General features: G+C 67.9%; 14 protein-coding genes. 7 read left to right on the top strand and 7 right to left on the bottom strand.

The features are described from left to right. The first annotated feature begins 182 nt into the window (after window positions 1–182). A complete protein-coding gene (locus tag J7I79_RS14215) occupies window positions 183–1,223 on the top strand; it encodes a pirin family protein (protein ID WP_214954125.1) in 1,041 nt (346 codons plus the stop codon). Window positions 1,224–1,226: 3 nt separating this feature from the next. Here J7I79_RS14215 and J7I79_RS14210 read toward each other — a convergent pair whose 3' ends face one another. Beyond that, window positions 1,227–2,201, bottom strand: coding sequence for an N-acetylglucosamine kinase (locus J7I79_RS14210; protein WP_396020198.1), 975 nt, complete (start codon window positions 2,199–2,201; stop codon window positions 1,227–1,229). A 36-nt stretch (window positions 2,202–2,237) separates the two neighbouring features. On the opposite strand from J7I79_RS14210, the gene J7I79_RS14205 reads away from it, so the two are divergent. Continuing rightward, the gene (locus J7I79_RS14205; RefSeq protein WP_214954123.1) at window positions 2,238–3,287 is read left to right on the top strand and encodes a nitronate monooxygenase; all 1,050 of its coding nucleotides are present in this window, start codon (window positions 2,238–2,240) and stop codon (window positions 3,285–3,287) included. Between the two features lie 14 nt (window positions 3,288–3,301). On the opposite strand, the gene J7I79_RS14200 is transcribed toward J7I79_RS14205, so the two are convergent. Beyond that, window positions 3,302–4,285 carry a LysR family transcriptional regulator gene (locus J7I79_RS14200; protein WP_214954121.1) on the bottom strand — a complete coding sequence of 328 codons (984 nt, stop codon included), beginning with the start codon at window positions 4,283–4,285 and terminating at the stop codon, window positions 3,302–3,304. Window positions 4,286–4,375: 90 nt separating this feature from the next. Here J7I79_RS14200 and J7I79_RS14195 point away from each other — a divergent pair, with 90 nt between their 5' ends. Continuing rightward, entirely contained in the window at window positions 4,376–5,653 is a 1,278-nt protein-coding gene (locus J7I79_RS14195) for an MFS transporter (protein WP_214954119.1), read from the top strand. On the opposite strand, the gene J7I79_RS14190 is transcribed toward J7I79_RS14195, so the two are convergent. Next, window positions 5,650–6,813 (bottom strand): PLP-dependent aspartate aminotransferase family protein, encoded by a 1,164-nt coding sequence (locus J7I79_RS14190; RefSeq protein WP_104172128.1) that lies wholly within the window; start codon window positions 6,811–6,813, stop codon window positions 5,650–5,652. The genes J7I79_RS14195 and J7I79_RS14190 overlap by 4 nt on opposite strands. Window positions 6,814–6,945: 132 nt before the next feature. Here J7I79_RS14190 and J7I79_RS14185 point away from each other — a divergent pair, with 132 nt between their 5' ends. Next, window positions 6,946–7,449, top strand: a complete 504-nt coding sequence (locus J7I79_RS14185; protein WP_104172127.1) for an Lrp/AsnC family transcriptional regulator — start codon at window positions 6,946–6,948, stop codon at window positions 7,447–7,449. A 41-nt stretch (window positions 7,450–7,490) separates the two neighbouring features. Here the strand turns inward: J7I79_RS14185 and J7I79_RS14180 are convergent, their stop codons facing one another. The 3 genes from J7I79_RS14180 to J7I79_RS14170 all read right to left on the bottom strand — a co-directional run bounded on the left by J7I79_RS14180 (window position 7,491) and on the right by J7I79_RS14170 (window position 9,928). Further along, complete coding sequence (locus J7I79_RS14180; RefSeq protein ID WP_104172126.1) at window positions 7,491–7,730, bottom strand: 2-nitropropane dioxygenase; 240 nt, start codon at window positions 7,728–7,730, stop codon at window positions 7,491–7,493. Continuing rightward, window positions 7,727–8,521 carry a transcriptional regulator gene (locus J7I79_RS14175; RefSeq protein WP_251042771.1) on the bottom strand — a complete coding sequence of 265 codons (795 nt, stop codon included), beginning with the start codon at window positions 8,519–8,521 and terminating at the stop codon, window positions 7,727–7,729. The genes J7I79_RS14180 and J7I79_RS14175 overlap by 4 nt, the downstream gene beginning before the upstream one ends. Before the next feature lie 165 nt (window positions 8,522–8,686). Next, complete coding sequence (locus J7I79_RS14170; protein ID WP_214954118.1) at window positions 8,687–9,928, bottom strand: MFS transporter; 1,242 nt, start codon at window positions 9,926–9,928, stop codon at window positions 8,687–8,689. A gap of 175 nt (window positions 9,929–10,103) precedes the next feature. Here J7I79_RS14170 and J7I79_RS14165 point away from each other — a divergent pair, with 175 nt between their 5' ends. Genes J7I79_RS14165 through J7I79_RS14155 form a run of 3 tightly spaced genes read left to right on the top strand, consistent with a single transcriptional unit; the run spans window position 10,104 to window position 12,091 of the window. Continuing rightward, entirely contained in the window at window positions 10,104–10,598 is a 495-nt protein-coding gene (locus J7I79_RS14165) for an Lrp/AsnC family transcriptional regulator (protein ID WP_396020197.1), read from the top strand. 15 nt (window positions 10,599–10,613) lie between these two features. Further along, on the top strand, window positions 10,614–11,609 hold the full coding sequence (corA, locus tag J7I79_RS14160; RefSeq protein ID WP_214954115.1) for a magnesium/cobalt transporter CorA: 996 nt from the start codon (window positions 10,614–10,616) through the stop codon (window positions 11,607–11,609). Between the two features lie 11 nt (window positions 11,610–11,620). Next, the gene (locus J7I79_RS14155) at window positions 11,621–12,091 is read left to right on the top strand and encodes a cell division protein ZapE (RefSeq protein ID WP_214954113.1); all 471 of its coding nucleotides are present in this window, start codon (window positions 11,621–11,623) and stop codon (window positions 12,089–12,091) included. Here the strand turns inward: J7I79_RS14155 and J7I79_RS14150 are convergent. Continuing rightward, window positions 12,088–14,751, bottom strand: a complete 2,664-nt coding sequence (locus J7I79_RS14150) for a PEP/pyruvate-binding domain-containing protein (RefSeq protein WP_214954111.1) — start codon at window positions 14,749–14,751, stop codon at window positions 12,088–12,090. The two genes, J7I79_RS14155 and J7I79_RS14150, sit on opposite strands and share 4 nt — an antisense overlap. Window positions 14,752–14,774 lie beyond the last annotated feature (23 nt).

The raw sequence follows: 14,774 nt of genomic DNA, 5'->3' as shown, positions 1-14,774 counted from the left end.
AATATTGCAGTCATCGTCTCCACCTCCCCTGGTTCACGGCCACGACTTCGGTGTGGGGCCGTCCGCTTCACCGACCCTACGGGCCGGCGGCTTTTCAAGGGTAAGCCGTCCGGCCCCGGCTTGGCTAGGGGTCTTGGGCGGGGCCACTGCCGGTAACCGGGCGTTCGGCCTAGAGTTGGTCTGTGACGAACCTTGAAGTGAGCCCCAGGGAAGAACTGTGCCCGCCCGGACAACCCGGAGGGTACGCCGGAAACGGCCCGTGCCTGCAGTTGTGGCCGGCACGGGAGGTCCCGCTGGGAGGAGTCCGTGCCATGAACGTCCTGCGGACGCTTCCGCAACGTGGCCTCCCCACCGTCGGCGCCTGGTGCTTCCTGGACAGCTTTGGTCCGGACCGGGTGGCCATGTCCGTGCTGCCGCATCCGCACACCGGCCTGCAGACAGTGACCTGGCCGCTCGCCGGCAACATCAGGCACCGCGACAGCGTGGGCAGCGACGTGATCGTGCGCCCGGGCGAGCTCAACATCATGACCGCGGGCCGCGGCGTCTCCCACTCCGAGTTCGCCGTGCTTCCGCACCATCAGCACGGTCAGCACGACGGCGGAACGGAGCTTCCACTGCAGCGGGGCCTTCAGCTGTGGGTCGCCCTGCCGGACGGAGAGCGCCACCGGGCCCCGGCATTCGAGCAGCACCTCGACCTTCCGGAAGTTGCCGGAACCGGCTTCACCGCAACGGTCATGGTGGGAAGCTTCGCCGGAACGACTTCACCGGCCACCATGTACTCGCCGATTGTCGGAGCAGACATCAGCTGCAGCGGCCCCGTCTCACTGCCTCTAGACCCGGAGTTTGAGCATGCAGTGCTGGTGCTCGACGGTGCGATTACCATCGACGGCCAGGACGTTCCGCCGGGTCCGCTGGGCTACCTCGGTACGGGCCGCCAACTGCTTGAACTGGACGCGCTTCCGGAGACGCGCTTCATCCTGCTCGGCGGGGAACCGTTCCAGGAAGAGCTCCTGATGTGGTGGAATTTCGTGGGCCGGACCCACGACGAGGTGGCAGAGGCGCGCCAGGACTGGGAAGCCCAGGCCGGCCTTCCGGATCCGGACGCCGAGGCATCGCGCTTTGGCCTGGTCCGGGGCCATGGTCCGGACGCGGAAGCCGAGGCCGGGCGCATCCCTGCTCCGGCGCTGCCCGGCGTCCGGCTCCGCCCGCGCACGCGTTCCTGACCGCTAGCCCTGCTCGGCCACCAGCTGCAGGACGCCGAAGACGGGGTCCTGCTCCAGCACACGCACATCCGCCACGCCTTCGGCGGCAAGGCTTCGCCTGAAGGATTCCTGCAGACGTGGCACGTTCATGCCGAGGCCGCCACCGAGGATCACCGGCCCCTTAATCCCCAGCTTCGTCAATGCCTGGGCGGTCAGGCCCGCCAGGTCCCGGCCCGCCTGCTCAACCAGCGCCCGGCTGGCTTTGTGACCTGCGTCCGCGGCCTCGACCACAAACCGGGCCTGCTGCGCCCAGAAGCGGCGCCCGGTCTCCGGCGAGTGGAACAGGGCAATGAGCTTGTTGGGGTCCTCGACGTTGCAGGACCGGAGCAGCGCCGTGGTGAGTTCGTCCGGTTGCAAACCCTGGTTCATCCGGCGGAGGCTGTGGCGGACAGCTTCGCGCCCCAGCCAATAGCCGCTGCCCTCGTCCCCGAGCAGGTAGCCCCAACCGCCCGCGCGGGCTTCCTCGCCCTCCGCGTTCTTGCCCCAGGCCGCGGAGCCGGTGCCGGCGATAACCGCGACGCCGGTGCTGGCCCCGCCGGCTGCCAGCAAGAGCCGGGAGTCGTGGACCACCGTGATCTTCGCTTCGGGCACATGCGGAGCGATCAGCGCCGCGAGCGCCGCTGCGTCCTCGTCCGTGTCGATTCCGCCGGCTCCGGCGTAGACTTGGGCCACCGCGCCCCCTCCGATCCGGGCAAAGAGCTCGGCCAGGTGTCGGGCTGCCTCCTCGCGGCTGACGTTTTGCACGTTTGAACTGCCGACGCTCTCATCGGCCACGGGCTGCCCGTTCTCGAAGCGGACACCGCGTGTCTTGGTGCCGCCGATGTCCAGGCCGATCACGGCGCCGGCCGGCAGACCCGCCTGCATAGCGGGCGGCGCAGCGTGGTCCCCGCCGGTGGAAGGAACAGAATCCGTTGCCGGCAGGTTGTCAGAATTAGTCACGTGAACAGACTACTGAGTCGCTACAGGGAGCAGGGAATGACAGGCGCCATATTCGGTACAAGAATCATCGCGGCTCCCATGGCCGGGGGCACATCAACATCCCGGTTCGTGCAGGCAGCGCACCACGCTGGCGGCGTGGGTTTCCTTGCCGCGGGCTATAAGGGCGTGGCGGCCATGGAGGCCGAAATCCGCGAGGTCCGCTCCGCCGGTGCCCGGTTCGGCATGAACCTCTTCGTGCCCGACCGGGCCCAGCTGAACCCGCCGGCCCCGGTCCGGGCAGCCTTGGAGGACTACCGGCGGAGCCTTGAGCCGGACGCCCGGCGCTACGGGGTGTCGCTTCCCGAACTGCGGCTCGACGACGATGACGAGTGGCAGGGCAAGGTCGATTCCCTGCTGGCGGACCCGGTGGAATTTGTCAGCTTCACTTTCGGGCTGCCGGAGCAGGACGAAGTGCGTGCGTTCAAGCTGGCCGGGTCCATGGTCATTGCCACAGTCACCAGCAAGGCCGAAGCCCTGCTGGCCGTCGAGCGGGGAGCTGACGTCGTGGCCGTCCAGCACGGGAGCGCAGGCGGACACAGCGGTGCTTTCCTGGCGCCCGGCAGCGCAGCCGCCTCCCCCACCCACCGCACGACGGCGGAACTGGTCGCCGAGGTGCGGGCCGCCGTCGGTGTTCCCCTGGTTGCGGCCGGCGGGATCATGGATTCCGCGGGCCTTGACTCCGTGCTGGCCGCCGGCGCAACGGCAGCCCAGCTGGGCACGGCCTTTGTCCGCAGCGATGAAAGCGGCGCGAGGCAACTGCACAAGGATGCCCTCGCCAGCCCCGTTTTCACGGACACACGCCTGACGCGTGCCTTCACCGGCAGGCAGGCACGGGCCCTGGCCAATTCCTTCGCCAGGGACCATGAGGATGCACCAGAGGGGTACCCGGCAATCCATCACCTCACAGCCCCGATACGCGCAGCCGCCGCCGCGGCCGGCGATGCGGAGCGGTTGAATCTCTGGGCGGGAACCGGGTGGCGGCAGGCGGCAGCAGGACCGGTCTCGGCCATCATGGCCGGGCTGCTGGCCGGTTCCAAACTTTCCTGATCCGCGGGGCGGCGTCAGCCTTCCGAACGGGACCGGACGAGTCCGCCCAGCAGCGCCGGCCCCTCGGTTACCACCAGCTCGCGGAACAGCCTGACCTGGTCCGGCTCGCCCTCGGGGCCGCCGCGGCGCTCCCGCCATGCGAGGCCGATTTCACGGAATGCCAGGTCTGATTCCAGCGGCACCTCCACCCAGCCCAGGTGGCCGGTGAGCGGTGTCACCGCCCGGCCGGGAGCCAGTCCGCCGGGCGGAAGGATGCTGACACCGAGCCCGGCGGACACGAGGCCGCGGACGGTGTGGGAATCCTGGCTTTCAAAGGCGATCCGCGGGCGGAGGCCCGCTTCGCGGAACAGCGCGTCCGTCAGCGAGCGCAGGCCGTATCCGGGTCCCATCGCCACAAACGGATCCTGCCTGATGTCCGCCATCCGTGCGCTCTTCCGGCCGGCCAGGCGATGTTCATGGTGCACCACCAGCCGCAGCGGTTCCCGGTACAGGGCGGCTGAGCCGATGCTCCGGCCCGCCGGTGCCACGGGCGCGGTCAGGGCCAAGTCAGCGGTTCCCGCCGCGAGTTCGGCCAGGCACGCGTCCCGGGCACCCTGGCTGAGGTCGAAGGCGGTCTGCGGATGGCGGCTGCGGAAGACGCCGATCAGCAGCGGCAGCGTCGCCTCGCCAAAGGTGTGCTGGAACGCCACGGCGATCCTCCCGCGCACCACCTCAGATTCGTGCCGCACCAAATCCAGCCCCGTCCGGAACTCGTTGAGCGCCGAGTCGATGTACGGCAACAGCGCCTTGGCCGCCGGAGTCAGCCGGACTCCCCTGCCGTCACGGATCAGAAGGTCAGTGCCCACGACGGCGCTGGCCCGGGCGAGCGCCCGGCTGACAGTGGACTGGGGTATGCCCAGCAATTCCGCTGTCTCCGTTACGTGCTGCGTCCGCCCGAGCTCGGACAGGACGGGAAGCAAGGGCAGCAGCTGCACCAGCTGTTTGTGATCGATGTCCATCGGGCCTCCCGAAGATTGATCCGATACAGACATCTATTCTATGTAAATCATGCATTGGAAGCATGCCTTTCGTCCGTCTACGCTGGCTTCATGCCCCTGCTGTCAACGCACAATCCGCCTAAACTTGAGCCGTGGGACGGCCATCCGAAGGGCTCGGCGGCGTACGGAAGGCTTCTGGCGGGGCTGGCGTTCGCCGGGGTGGCAACGTTCGCGCAGCTCTACTCCACCCAGGCCGTGCTGCCCATCATGGCAACCGACCTGCAGATCACGGCGGCCGAAGCTGCCCTCACCATCTCCCTCGCGACGGTGGGACTCACCGTCACCGTCATCCCGTGGTCCTTCCTCGCAGACAGGATCGGCCGGGTCAGGGCCATGACCCTGGGCATCCTCGCTGCGACCGTCCTGGGCCTTCTGGCGCCCCTGGCCGCCACTTTTCCCATCCTCCTGGGCCTCAGGCTGCTCGAGGGCATGGCGCTGGGCGGGATTCCGGCGATCGCCATTGCCTACCTGAACGAGGAGGTCCACAAGGCGCACGCCGCGCTGGCCGCAGGGACCTATGTCGCGGGCACCACCCTGGGCGGGCTCGCGGGGAGGCTGGTTGCCGGTCCTGTGGGGGAATTATGGGGATGGCGGGCGGCAACTTTGGCCGTTTCGCTGCTGGCCGCCGTTGCCGCCGTCCTTTTCCTGCTCCTGGTACCCAAGGCCCGCGGCTTCACCCCCGCACGGGCCAGCGGATTCCGCGGAGGCGCGAGGACTCTCGCAGACCATCTCCGCAATCCCCGCCTGCTGGCCCTCTATGTGCAGGCGTTCCTGCTCATGGGCGGTTTCGTGGCCGTCTACAACTACCTCGGATTCCGCCTCTCCGGGGACCCGTTCGGGCTTCCAGCCACCCTGATCAGCCTCATCTTCGTGGCCTACCTGTCCGGGACCGTGACCTCCCGGCTGGCCGCCGGACTTACGATGAAGTTCGGGCGGCGGACCATCCTGCTGGCCGGCATCGTGCTGATGGTCCTGGGCCTCGCGCTGACCCTGACGCAGTTGCTGGTGCTGATCCTGGCCGGGCTGCTCGTCTTCACGGGCGGCTTCTTTGCGGCGCACAGCATCGGGGCCGGCTGGACCGGAGGAATCGCCACGACGGGCAGGGCGCAGGCCGCATCCCTGTACAACCTCGCCTACTACCTGGGCTCCAGCGTCATTGGGTGGGCCGGCGGCCTGGTCTTCCAGTCGTTCGGCTGGACGGCGCTTGCCCTGGCGGTCATCGGGCTGGGATGTACGACGGCGGTGATCACCGCCGTCGTACATCCCGCGTCGGGTGACGGCAAACTAAACGTGCCGGCCAAACGCTGCCAGCCTGAGCGGGCCAGCTAGCGGGTACCCTCGATTGCCTGCACCAGGTCCGCCACGATGTCTGCGGCGTCTTCCAGTCCGACAGACAGCCTCAGCAGCCGGGCATGGGGCTTTGCCTCGGCGGCGACAGGCCGGTGGGTCAGCCCCGCCGGGTGCTGGATGAGGGTGTCGATGCCGCCGAGGGAAACGGCGTGCGTGATCATCCTGACCTCGGCCGGAATCCTCTCGGCGTGCTCCGCACTGGACAGTTCAAAGGCCATCAGCGATCCCGGGCCGGACATCTGGGTGCCCACTAGCCCCAGCGGATCGCACTCCGGGAGCCCCGGGTAGTGGACAGCTTTCACCAGCCCGTGGCCGGCGAGCGCGGCGGCGACCTTGTGCGCGGTTGCCTGCTGCGCCCGGACGCGCACCGGGAGCGTGGCCAGGCCGCGGTGGAGCAGGTAGGCCGGCCACGGTGTCAGGATGCCGCCGGTCACGGCACGGACCTGGCGGAGCCTAGTGGCCCACTCCGGTGATGTGGCCACCACCCCGCCCATGGCGTCCCCGTGGCCGCCGAGGAACTTGGTGGCGCTGTGCAGCACCAGCGTGGCGCCATGGCTGAGCGGCTGCTGGAGCACGGGGCTGGCGAACGTGTTGTCGACCAGGAGCGGGACGCCGTCGGCGTCGGCGGCCAGCCGTGTGATGTCCACGAGCTCCAGGCTGGGGTTGGCGGGTGTCTCCACAATCACCAGTCCGGTATCCGGACGCAGCGCGGCGCGAACGCCGTCCGGCGTCGTGAAGGTCACCTCGGTGCCCAGGACGCCCGAGGCGAGGACGTGGTCGCTCCCGCCATACAGCGGACGGACCGCCACCACATGCTTCTTGCCGGCCGCCACCGTTGCGAGCAGGACCGCCGAAAGGGCTGCCATGCCGGTGGCGAACGCGACGGCCTCGGGCGCCCCCTCCAGGACGGCCACCCCTTGCTCGAAGCGGGCAACGGTGGGGTTCCACAGGCGCTGGTAGACGGTGCTCTGGCCTTCCAGATGCACCCCGCCGGTGGCCATTTGTTCGTAGGCCTGGCCGCCGTCATGCACCGACGGAAGCGGCGCCGTGGTGGACAGGTCAATCGGCACGGCATGGACACCCTGCTCGGTGAGGCCGCTCCGGCCTGCGTGGACAGCCAGTGAATCGAGAGATAGCACGGGACTCCTTTGAATTATTCGCCATTGAATCCGGCAAGTATCTGGCAATAATTCGGAGTTTCACAGGCCTTACGAATGGAACTGTCGGAAAGTGGAGCTTATGATGAACTCATAACACTTTGAGGAGGCCCTGTGAGCAGCGGTGCGAAGAATATTCGGCTCGGAGCGGGAACCGAACCGCTGGACGCCATTGATGAGCGGCTGCTGGCCGCCCTGGTGGAAGACGCCAGGATTTCGAACAAGCAGTTGGCCGAGCTCGTGGGCATAGCCCCGTCCACCGCGCTGATGCGCACCCGGGCACTGTCCGAACGCGGGATCATCCAGGGGTTCGAGGCGAAACTGAGCCTGTCCGCCATCGGCCGTTCGGTCCAGGCACTCATCGCGGTCAGGCTCCGCGCCCACGACCGCGAACAGATCGACCGGTTTACGTCCCGGGTGCCCAGGCTTCCGGCCGTGCTTTCCACTTTCCACACGTCGGGCTCGGTGGATTACCTGCTGCACATCGCCGTGGCGACCACCGAGGACCTGCGCGACTGGGTCCTGGACAATCTGGCAACTGATCCCGTGGTGGGCCACACCGAGACCACGCTGGTGTTCGACCACATCCAGGGCAACCACGGGCCGCTGCCCGACTGAGTTTCCTGGGTGCGGCTGGGTTTCCTGGGTGCGGCTGCCCCCTAGTGCCAGATGTAAAGCCCGGAATGCGCGGCGCCCATAATGTCGGTCCGCAGCACGTCCAGCTGCTCGCGGCGGAGCGTTGCGGCGCGTTCACGTTGGGCCCAGTCGGAGAGAATGACACGCCGGCGTTCGGCCCAACGGACCAGGGCGGAGCCCAGTCCGGCCGCAGCCGACTCGACGACGGTCGGGCGGCGGTAAGGGCTGCAGGCTGCCGAACCGGTGGCGGAGACTGTGCTCATGGCACTTTCCTTTCAGGACTTCCGGGTTGTGCATTCTCTGGTTGTACTGTCCGCGATGTGCGGCCCCGGCCGCCCGCCGAAGCGGGAACGCCAAGGATGGGGAAGGCATTCAGGTGGATCTGCACCGGGCGGGCGCCTTCCTGCTCGCCTTCGCTCCTGATGTCCTCCAACAGGCGGTGGCCGTAGGCCTCCAGGGCGTGCGTGTACCTCGCCAACTGGTCCGCAGTCAGGCGTGCATTCGCAGTGCTGATGAGGGCCGCGTGGAGCCATTCGGCGTCAAGGCTTTCGCTGCTGTGCGCCATGAAGTCCGCCAGCACGGCCTGCCTGCTGTGTTCAAACTCGCGGGTGACCAGTCGCGAGGCTTCCTCCGTTGCCGGCGACGTTGCCAGCTCCGGGGACGTGATCTGGATGGCGCCGCGGGGGCGCTCCCACCAGCGCTCCCGCGCGGTGCCCTTGCCTTCCACTTCCCTGACAAAGTCGTGCTTGGCCAGCTGGCGAAGGTGGTAGCTCGTGGAACCGCTGGACTCGTTGAGCAGTTCGCCCAGGCTGCATGCCGTCTGCGCCCCGTAGCGCGAGAGCATCTCGAGGATCTGCACGCGCAGCGGGTGCGCGAGCGCTTTCAGCGACACGGTGTCCACACGGCGGACGGGGAACGGCTGATCCTCCCCCGCCGGGAAGCCGGCGTCAGCTGAACCGGATGCCGCGGCGCGGCCTGCTTCCCCGGCGCCGGCAACTTCCACGGTGTGGGCTGCTTCGGCGGCGTTGGCTGCGGGTGACGCTGAACTGTTCATGCCTCAAAAATACTCTTGCAAAGAAACCTTTGCAAGCATTTCTTTGCAACACTTTGTTTGCAACAGTTTCTTTGCACGCCGACAGCTACTGAGGCCCGAGGGCTCCGGGAGCGCGCCAAGTCCGGCTCGGCTCCCGGTCCCCGGCTTTGGTCCGGACTGCTCCGCTCAGGCCGCCCGGCGGACGGCGGCAGCCAGCGTCACGGCGGCCAGGGCGAACGCAAGGAGTGCGCACAGCACCACAAAGCCGGCTACCGCCGTCTGCAGGCCGTATGCCGCCGTTGCCATGCCCAGGCCGACCACGGGGAGGGCACTGCCGAGGTAGGTGATCACGTAGACCGTGCTGATGATTTGCGCGTGCCTCGAGGCCTCCACTTTTCCTGCCACGTCGTTGAACACGGTCCGGAAGGACACCCCCTGGCCCACGCCCGCGGCCAGGCTTGCCGCGATCAGCAGCCACGGACTGCTCCATGCTGCGGCCGCTGCAATCAGGAGCACCGACACTCCAAGTACGGCTAGGCCGGCCGGCACCACGAACCTCCCGCGGACTGCCAGCAGCTGGCTAAGTGCCGAAGCGCCGAGCGTCAATCCGGCGAGCACGCCGATAAGCGGGCGGGAATCGGCGTCGACGATCTGGGCAAAGTAGCCGGGAGCGAGCGAAAGGCAGAAGCCAAAAACGGTGAAGCTGAGGAATCCGACGGCCGAGGCCAGCCAGAAGGCGCCGCGGGCCTCGCTCGAAACGGACGGACGGCGCGGTGCCAGCACCTTGAGCGGCTGCGGGCCCGCGACGGACGTAATGGCCGGCCGCGCCTTGAGCAGGTAAAGCGGGACGAGCATGGCGATAAGGACCAGCGAGTGAAGGTAGTACGGCGTGGACGTTGGCCCCGGCAGGAGGGACAGGATTCCGCCAATGGCCGGACCGGCGGCCACTCCGCCGGCGGATGCCAGCAGGGTGAACCGTGAGGCCCAGTCGGGACGGGCGGGCAGCAGTTCGCGCAACGCGGCGGAACTGGCCCCGGTGGCCAGTGCCACGGCGACGCCCTGGAGGGCCCGACCCGCGGAAAGCATCGCCAGGCTGTCGGCGTTGGCGAACACCAGGCCGCCCGCCAGTCCCACGACGACGGCCAGGAGCAGCGCCGCCCGGCGGCCGATGTGATCGGACCAGTGCCCGGCAAGCATCAGCGTGGACACGAGCGCAAGCACATACACCGAGAACGCCACCGTGATGCCGAATGACCCGATGCCAAGGTTCGCCTGAAGCAGCGGGTACAGCGGGGTTGCGAGGTTCGCGCCGACGAGCAGCGTGAAGATCACAACGCCCGCCATAACGAGCCGTGCCGTGGTGGAAGCGTCCCATGCCCAGCCTCCGGCGGTGGCCGGACGCATGCGGAGTTCGCTGAAGACAGTCATGTGCGTGCCTTTGCGTGCAGTGCCGGCCTGACCGTTCCTTGTGGGAACAGACGCGGTCCGGGCGAAACATTGATACCTACAGAATGGGACATATCTGATCCTGAATACCAAAATCCATGCCAAAATTGATCAAAACAGTCAATGATGCCTGGCGATGATGAACCGGAGTGATGATTTGAACAGCCTGGACAGTACGGACCTGAAGATCCTGCTGGAACTGATCCGCGATCCGCGGGTCCAGATCGGCGAGCTCAGCGACTCGCTGGGCATCGCCCGCAATACGGCCCAGTCCCGGATCCGCCGGATGCTGCGCTCCGGCCTGCTGCACGACGGCGGACGGGAGATCGACCTTGAGGCGGTGGGGTACGACGTCGTCGCCTTCGTGACGATCGAAGTCAGCCACCGGGAGCTCGACGGCGTGGTGGGCGCCTTGCGCCTGATTCCGCAGGTCCTGGAAGTCCACGAGATTTCCGGGCGGGGCGATGTCTGGTGCCGGGTGGTGGCTACGGATACCCATAACCTGCAGACGGCGCTGCGCTCGATCCTCAGGATCAAGGGCGTAATCCGCACGGAGACTGTCCTCGCGCTGCACACGCACATCCCCTACCGCACGGAACCGCTCATCAGCAGGCTCGCCCAGAGCGCCGCGCCCGCCATGCACGCCAAATGACTGGGATAATGGCGCGTGACCATCATCGACAACGCCGTGTACGTGAACGGCCGCCGCACCGCCGAGCCGCACAATCTTGAGCAGACCTTCGAGACGCTGGCGGACCACGGCGGCATGGCCTGGATCGGCCTGTACCGGCCCACGGAGGCTGAAATGTTCGCCGTGGCCAAGGAATTCGGTCTGCACGGGCTCGCGGTGGAGGATGCCATCTCGGCCCACCAGCGGCCCAAGCTGGAACGCTACGACGACGTACTCTTCACCGTGCTCCGCCCGGCCAGGTATCTCGACGCAACGGAAACCGTCGAGTTCGGCGAACTACACATTTTTACCGGCAAGAACTTCGTGGTCACCGTCCGGCACGCTGAGACCGCCGGCGTGGCCCGCGTACGGCAACGCCTGGAGGAGCGCCCGGAACTCCTGAAGCACGGGCCGGAAGCGGTGCTCTACGCCCTGATGGACCAGGTGGTGGATGACTACGTGCCCGTTGTGGCGGGCCTGGAAAACGACATCGACGAAATCGAGGACCAGCTGTTCAGCGGCGATTCCGCTGTTTCCCGCCGGATCTATGAGCTGGCCCGGGAAGTGATCCAGTTCCAGCGGGCCATCCACCCGCTGCCTGCGATGATGCAGCTGCTCAAACGCGGGTTCGACAAATACGAGGTGGACACCGACCTGCAGCACCACCTCCGCGACGTGGAGGACCACGTGGAGCGGCTGGTCTCCCGGGCGGACTCCTTCCGCGACATCCTGCAGAATGCGCTCACCCTGGACGGCACGCTGACCGCCAACAGGCAGAACGAGGCGAGCGCCGAGCAGAACGAGCAGGTCAAGAAAATCTCCTCGTGGGCGGCAATCTTCTTCGCGCCGTCCTTCGTGGCCGGCGTCTACGGCATGAATTTCGACCATATGCCCGAACTGCACTGGACGCTCGGCTATCCCCTCGCGATCGCCATGATGGCCGGGACGGCTGCGCTGATGTACACCATTTTCAAACGGAAAGGCTGGCTCTAGGAGCCGCCGGCATGACCGATTCATTGGCCGGCAACCCGCAGTCCGCCTTCCGGCCGGGGCGGATCATCATCCCCGGCACCGCCCGGCAGCTGGGCACATTCGGGCTGTTCGTCCCGGCACCCGGCCAGCGCCGCGCCGTGGAGGTGGCTGGCAGGACGTTGGACGTGAAGAGCGCCGAAGGGAGCCTCCTGTGGATCGGCTTCCGCGAACTCACCGGGGCGGCTGCCCGGGACGTGGCATCCCTGGCCTCACGGTACGGGGAGTGGGTGGTGGATGGCATCCCGGCACCGGCAGGTCCCGTTGCCGCTTCGCCGGAGTGGCAGAAGTTCCTGGACATTGTGGACCGGTTGTTTGCTGCGGATGTCACCCTGTTCCTGATCGGCGCGGCGCTGCCGGAGTTCGGCGCTGACAGCCCGTTGTCCCTGCTGCTCCGCGTGGAATCGGACGAGGAACTCCCGGCCGGGCAGTCGTCCGGGAGCTAGGCCGTGCCGGGCTGTACCAATGTAACGGTGCCGGCGTCGCCGTCGACCTCTATCTGCTCGCCGCTCGCGATCCGGCGGGTCGCCACGCCGGTGCCGAGCACCGCGGGGATGCCGTACTCCCTGGCCACGATGGAGCTGTGGCTCAACGGGCCGCCCACATCCGTGACCACCGCCGAGGCCATCGCGAACAGCGGGGTCCACGCCGGAGTGGTGATGCGCGCCACCAGCACCTCCCCCGGCTGCATCCGGGCGAAGTCTTCGGGGCCGGCCAGCACCCTGGCCGGAGCGGTGACCCGGCCCTGGCTGGCACCCACACCGTTGATCGTGTTCCCCTGCTGGTCCTGGGACCCCTCCGGCATCATCCCGGCCAGGGAGCGCTGCAGCCACCGGATTTCGGGCAGCATCTGCGGGGCTGCGGCCTGGCGCTGGCCCCGCCAGCGCATCCGGCGTTCCCCGACCGCCTCCGCCAGCACCGGCCGCAGAGCGCCGGTAATGGCCGCCGGCCCGCTGGGGCCGGCAAGGCCGAATCCGACGGCGCTGCTGACTTCCTGGTATCGGAGCCAGAACACGTCATCAGGTTCCGCGATGAGTCCGGCAGCGACGAGCCGCCGTCCCAGTTCACGCAGCATCCGCCGCATCAGCGGCCAGCCGAGTCCGACGTCGGCGAGCGCATCTTCTCGGATCGGTGCCGACCCCTGCGCCCACCGGAGCAGCCGTACGAAGGCGGCCCGGCGCGCAGGGTGCAGACGGGCCAGTATCCGACTTGTGCTGTCCTCACGGCGGGCAGCCGCGAGCTCCCGTCTCCGGTGCGGATCGTTGCCCTGGCCGCGGAGGTAGAACTTCAGCGTATCCAGCAGCGGGGAGGGGTCATCGGCCGGCACCGGATTGATGAAATCCAGGTTATAGACCGTGTGGCCGAAGCGGTCCAGGTGGAGCTGGAACTTAGGTTCCCACTGCCGCCAGAGACCGGCATCCATCCGGGCCGGAGGTGCCCCGGACAGTTGTGCCGTGGCGAGGGATGTTGTTGGCGTTCCCAGGATGGCGCCTGCGAGCCCCGGGACTCCGCGGGACCACTCGGCGAGGTCGTAGAGGGCCGTTTCAGCCCGGATGGGTTCGCTCTCGTAGCCCAGCAGGAACGTCTGGGCCGGCGGATCGGCGTCCCCGCGGACGAACCTGTCGTAGAACTTCTGGAAGGCGAGTTCGCTGGACGACGCGATGGGAATGATGGACTGGACGGCCGTGTAGTACACCGTCCCGGCATCAAGCAGCGCTGACACGCCCTCCAGCAGCTCCTGCCCGGTGAGCTCCGTGACGGGCTTGGCCGACCGGGATTCCACCACGTGCACGTAGCGCGGATGGGAATAGTCCCGCCAGCCCGGGATCCCCATGTGGGCTTCCCCCCGGATCAGGGCGCGGACGGCGGCCGGCATCTTGCCCATCAGCCGCCACAACCCGGACGTGCGGTAGTAGTAATAGGCGTAGCCGTTGATGGCGGGCAGCCCCAGATCGCCGTCCCGGAGGCTGCTCTTGCCAAACGCTTCGTCCAGCAGCGCATTCAGCGACCGCGAGACTGAGCCGTCAATCAGGTCCGCGAACAACGGCGAAAGCGGATCGGGAAGCTGTTCGACGATGCTCGCGCGGAAGTAGAGCCCCTTCGGGTAGGGCACGCTCCAGTCGGTTGGCGTTTCACCCGCGGGCTCGGGCAGTGCCGTGATGGGCCGGGACTGGAGGATGAAGAATTCGCCGTCCGACCTTGCCCACTCAATGTCCTGCGGGGAACCGAGGTGCTGTGCGATCCGTGTTCCGTAGCCGGCCAGCGCGGACGCGCCGGCGTCGTCCAGCACGGGCTGAAGACGGCGCGACGCCGGCACCGGTTCCTCGCGCGTACCCCGTTCCGCATAGACAGTCATGGTTTCCTTGTCGGCCGTCCGCCGGGACACCACGCGGCCTGTCGGGGCGTCTATGACGATGTCGTCGGTGGACACGGCGCCGCTGACCACGGATTCGCCCAGGCCCCAGGCAGCGCCGATCACTATCTGGTCGCGTCGTCCCGTGGCAGGGTTGGCAGTGAACAGGACTCCAGCCGCGTCTGCAGCCACCATTTGCTGGACCACCACCGCCAGCCGGACGTCCTCCGGCCGGATACCCTCCCGGGCTCGGTAGGCCATCGCCCTGGCGGTCCAGAGGGACGCCCAGCAGCTGATGACCGCCTCGGTGAGGGCATCGCTGCCGCGCACGTTGAGGTACGTATCCTGCTGGCCCGCGAAACTGGCCGAGGCAAGGTCCTCGGCTGTGGCGGAGGACCGGACGGCCACAGCGGCTTCGCCGCCGCCCTCGCCGGCCCCCAGCTGGTGGTAGGCGTCGCGGAGCTCCTCCGCTATCGCCGCCGGCATCACGCCGCCGGCGAAGAGCCCGCGGATGCGCCCGGCGGCCTCCTCATATTCCCGGGTTGTGGCGGAAAGAGGCAAGGCGGCTTCCGCCTGAATGCGCTCGGTCAGCCCGTTGTCCCGGACGTACAGCTCGTAGGCGGCAGTGTTCAACAGGAATCCCCTGGGCACCGGCAGTCCCGCTCGTACGAGTTCGCCCAGTCCGGCACCCTTGCCGCCCGCCACCGCGACGTCGTCGCGGCCAACCACGCTGAAATCATCGATGTAGCCCATGAGCGAGCGGCCTCCTGTCCGGC

It is taken from the genome of Arthrobacter sp. ISL-69, from assembly GCF_018613775.1.
In the GTDB taxonomy this organism is placed as follows: domain Bacteria; phylum Actinomycetota; class Actinomycetes; order Actinomycetales; family Micrococcaceae; genus Arthrobacter.
This window is presented reverse-complemented; position numbering and strand designations above follow the sequence as displayed.

Bases quoted from the DNA above. Each gene is read 5' to 3' on its own strand.
- J7I79_RS14205 (WP_214954123.1), top strand. From the start codon at position 2,238: ATGACAGGCGCCATATTCGGTACAAGAATCATCGCGGCTCCCATGGCC.
- J7I79_RS14200 (WP_214954121.1), bottom strand. From the start codon at position 4,285: ATGGACATCGATCACAAACAGCTGGTGCAGCTGCTGCCCTTGCTTCCC.
- J7I79_RS14195 (WP_214954119.1), top strand. From the start codon at position 4,376: ATGCCCCTGCTGTCAACGCACAATCCGCCTAAACTTGAGCCGTGGGAC.
- J7I79_RS14180 (WP_104172126.1), bottom strand. From the start codon at position 7,730: ATGAGCACAGTCTCCGCCACCGGTTCGGCAGCCTGCAGCCCTTACCGC.
- J7I79_RS14175 (WP_251042771.1), bottom strand. From the start codon at position 8,521: ATGAACAGTTCAGCGTCACCCGCAGCCAACGCCGCCGAAGCAGCCCAC.
- J7I79_RS14170 (WP_214954118.1), bottom strand. From the start codon at position 9,928: ATGACTGTCTTCAGCGAACTCCGCATGCGTCCGGCCACCGCCGGAGGC.
- J7I79_RS14155 (WP_214954113.1), top strand. From the start codon at position 11,621: ATGACCGATTCATTGGCCGGCAACCCGCAGTCCGCCTTCCGGCCGGGG.
- J7I79_RS14150 (WP_214954111.1), bottom strand. From the start codon at position 14,751: ATGGGCTACATCGATGATTTCAGCGTGGTTGGCCGCGACGACGTCGCG.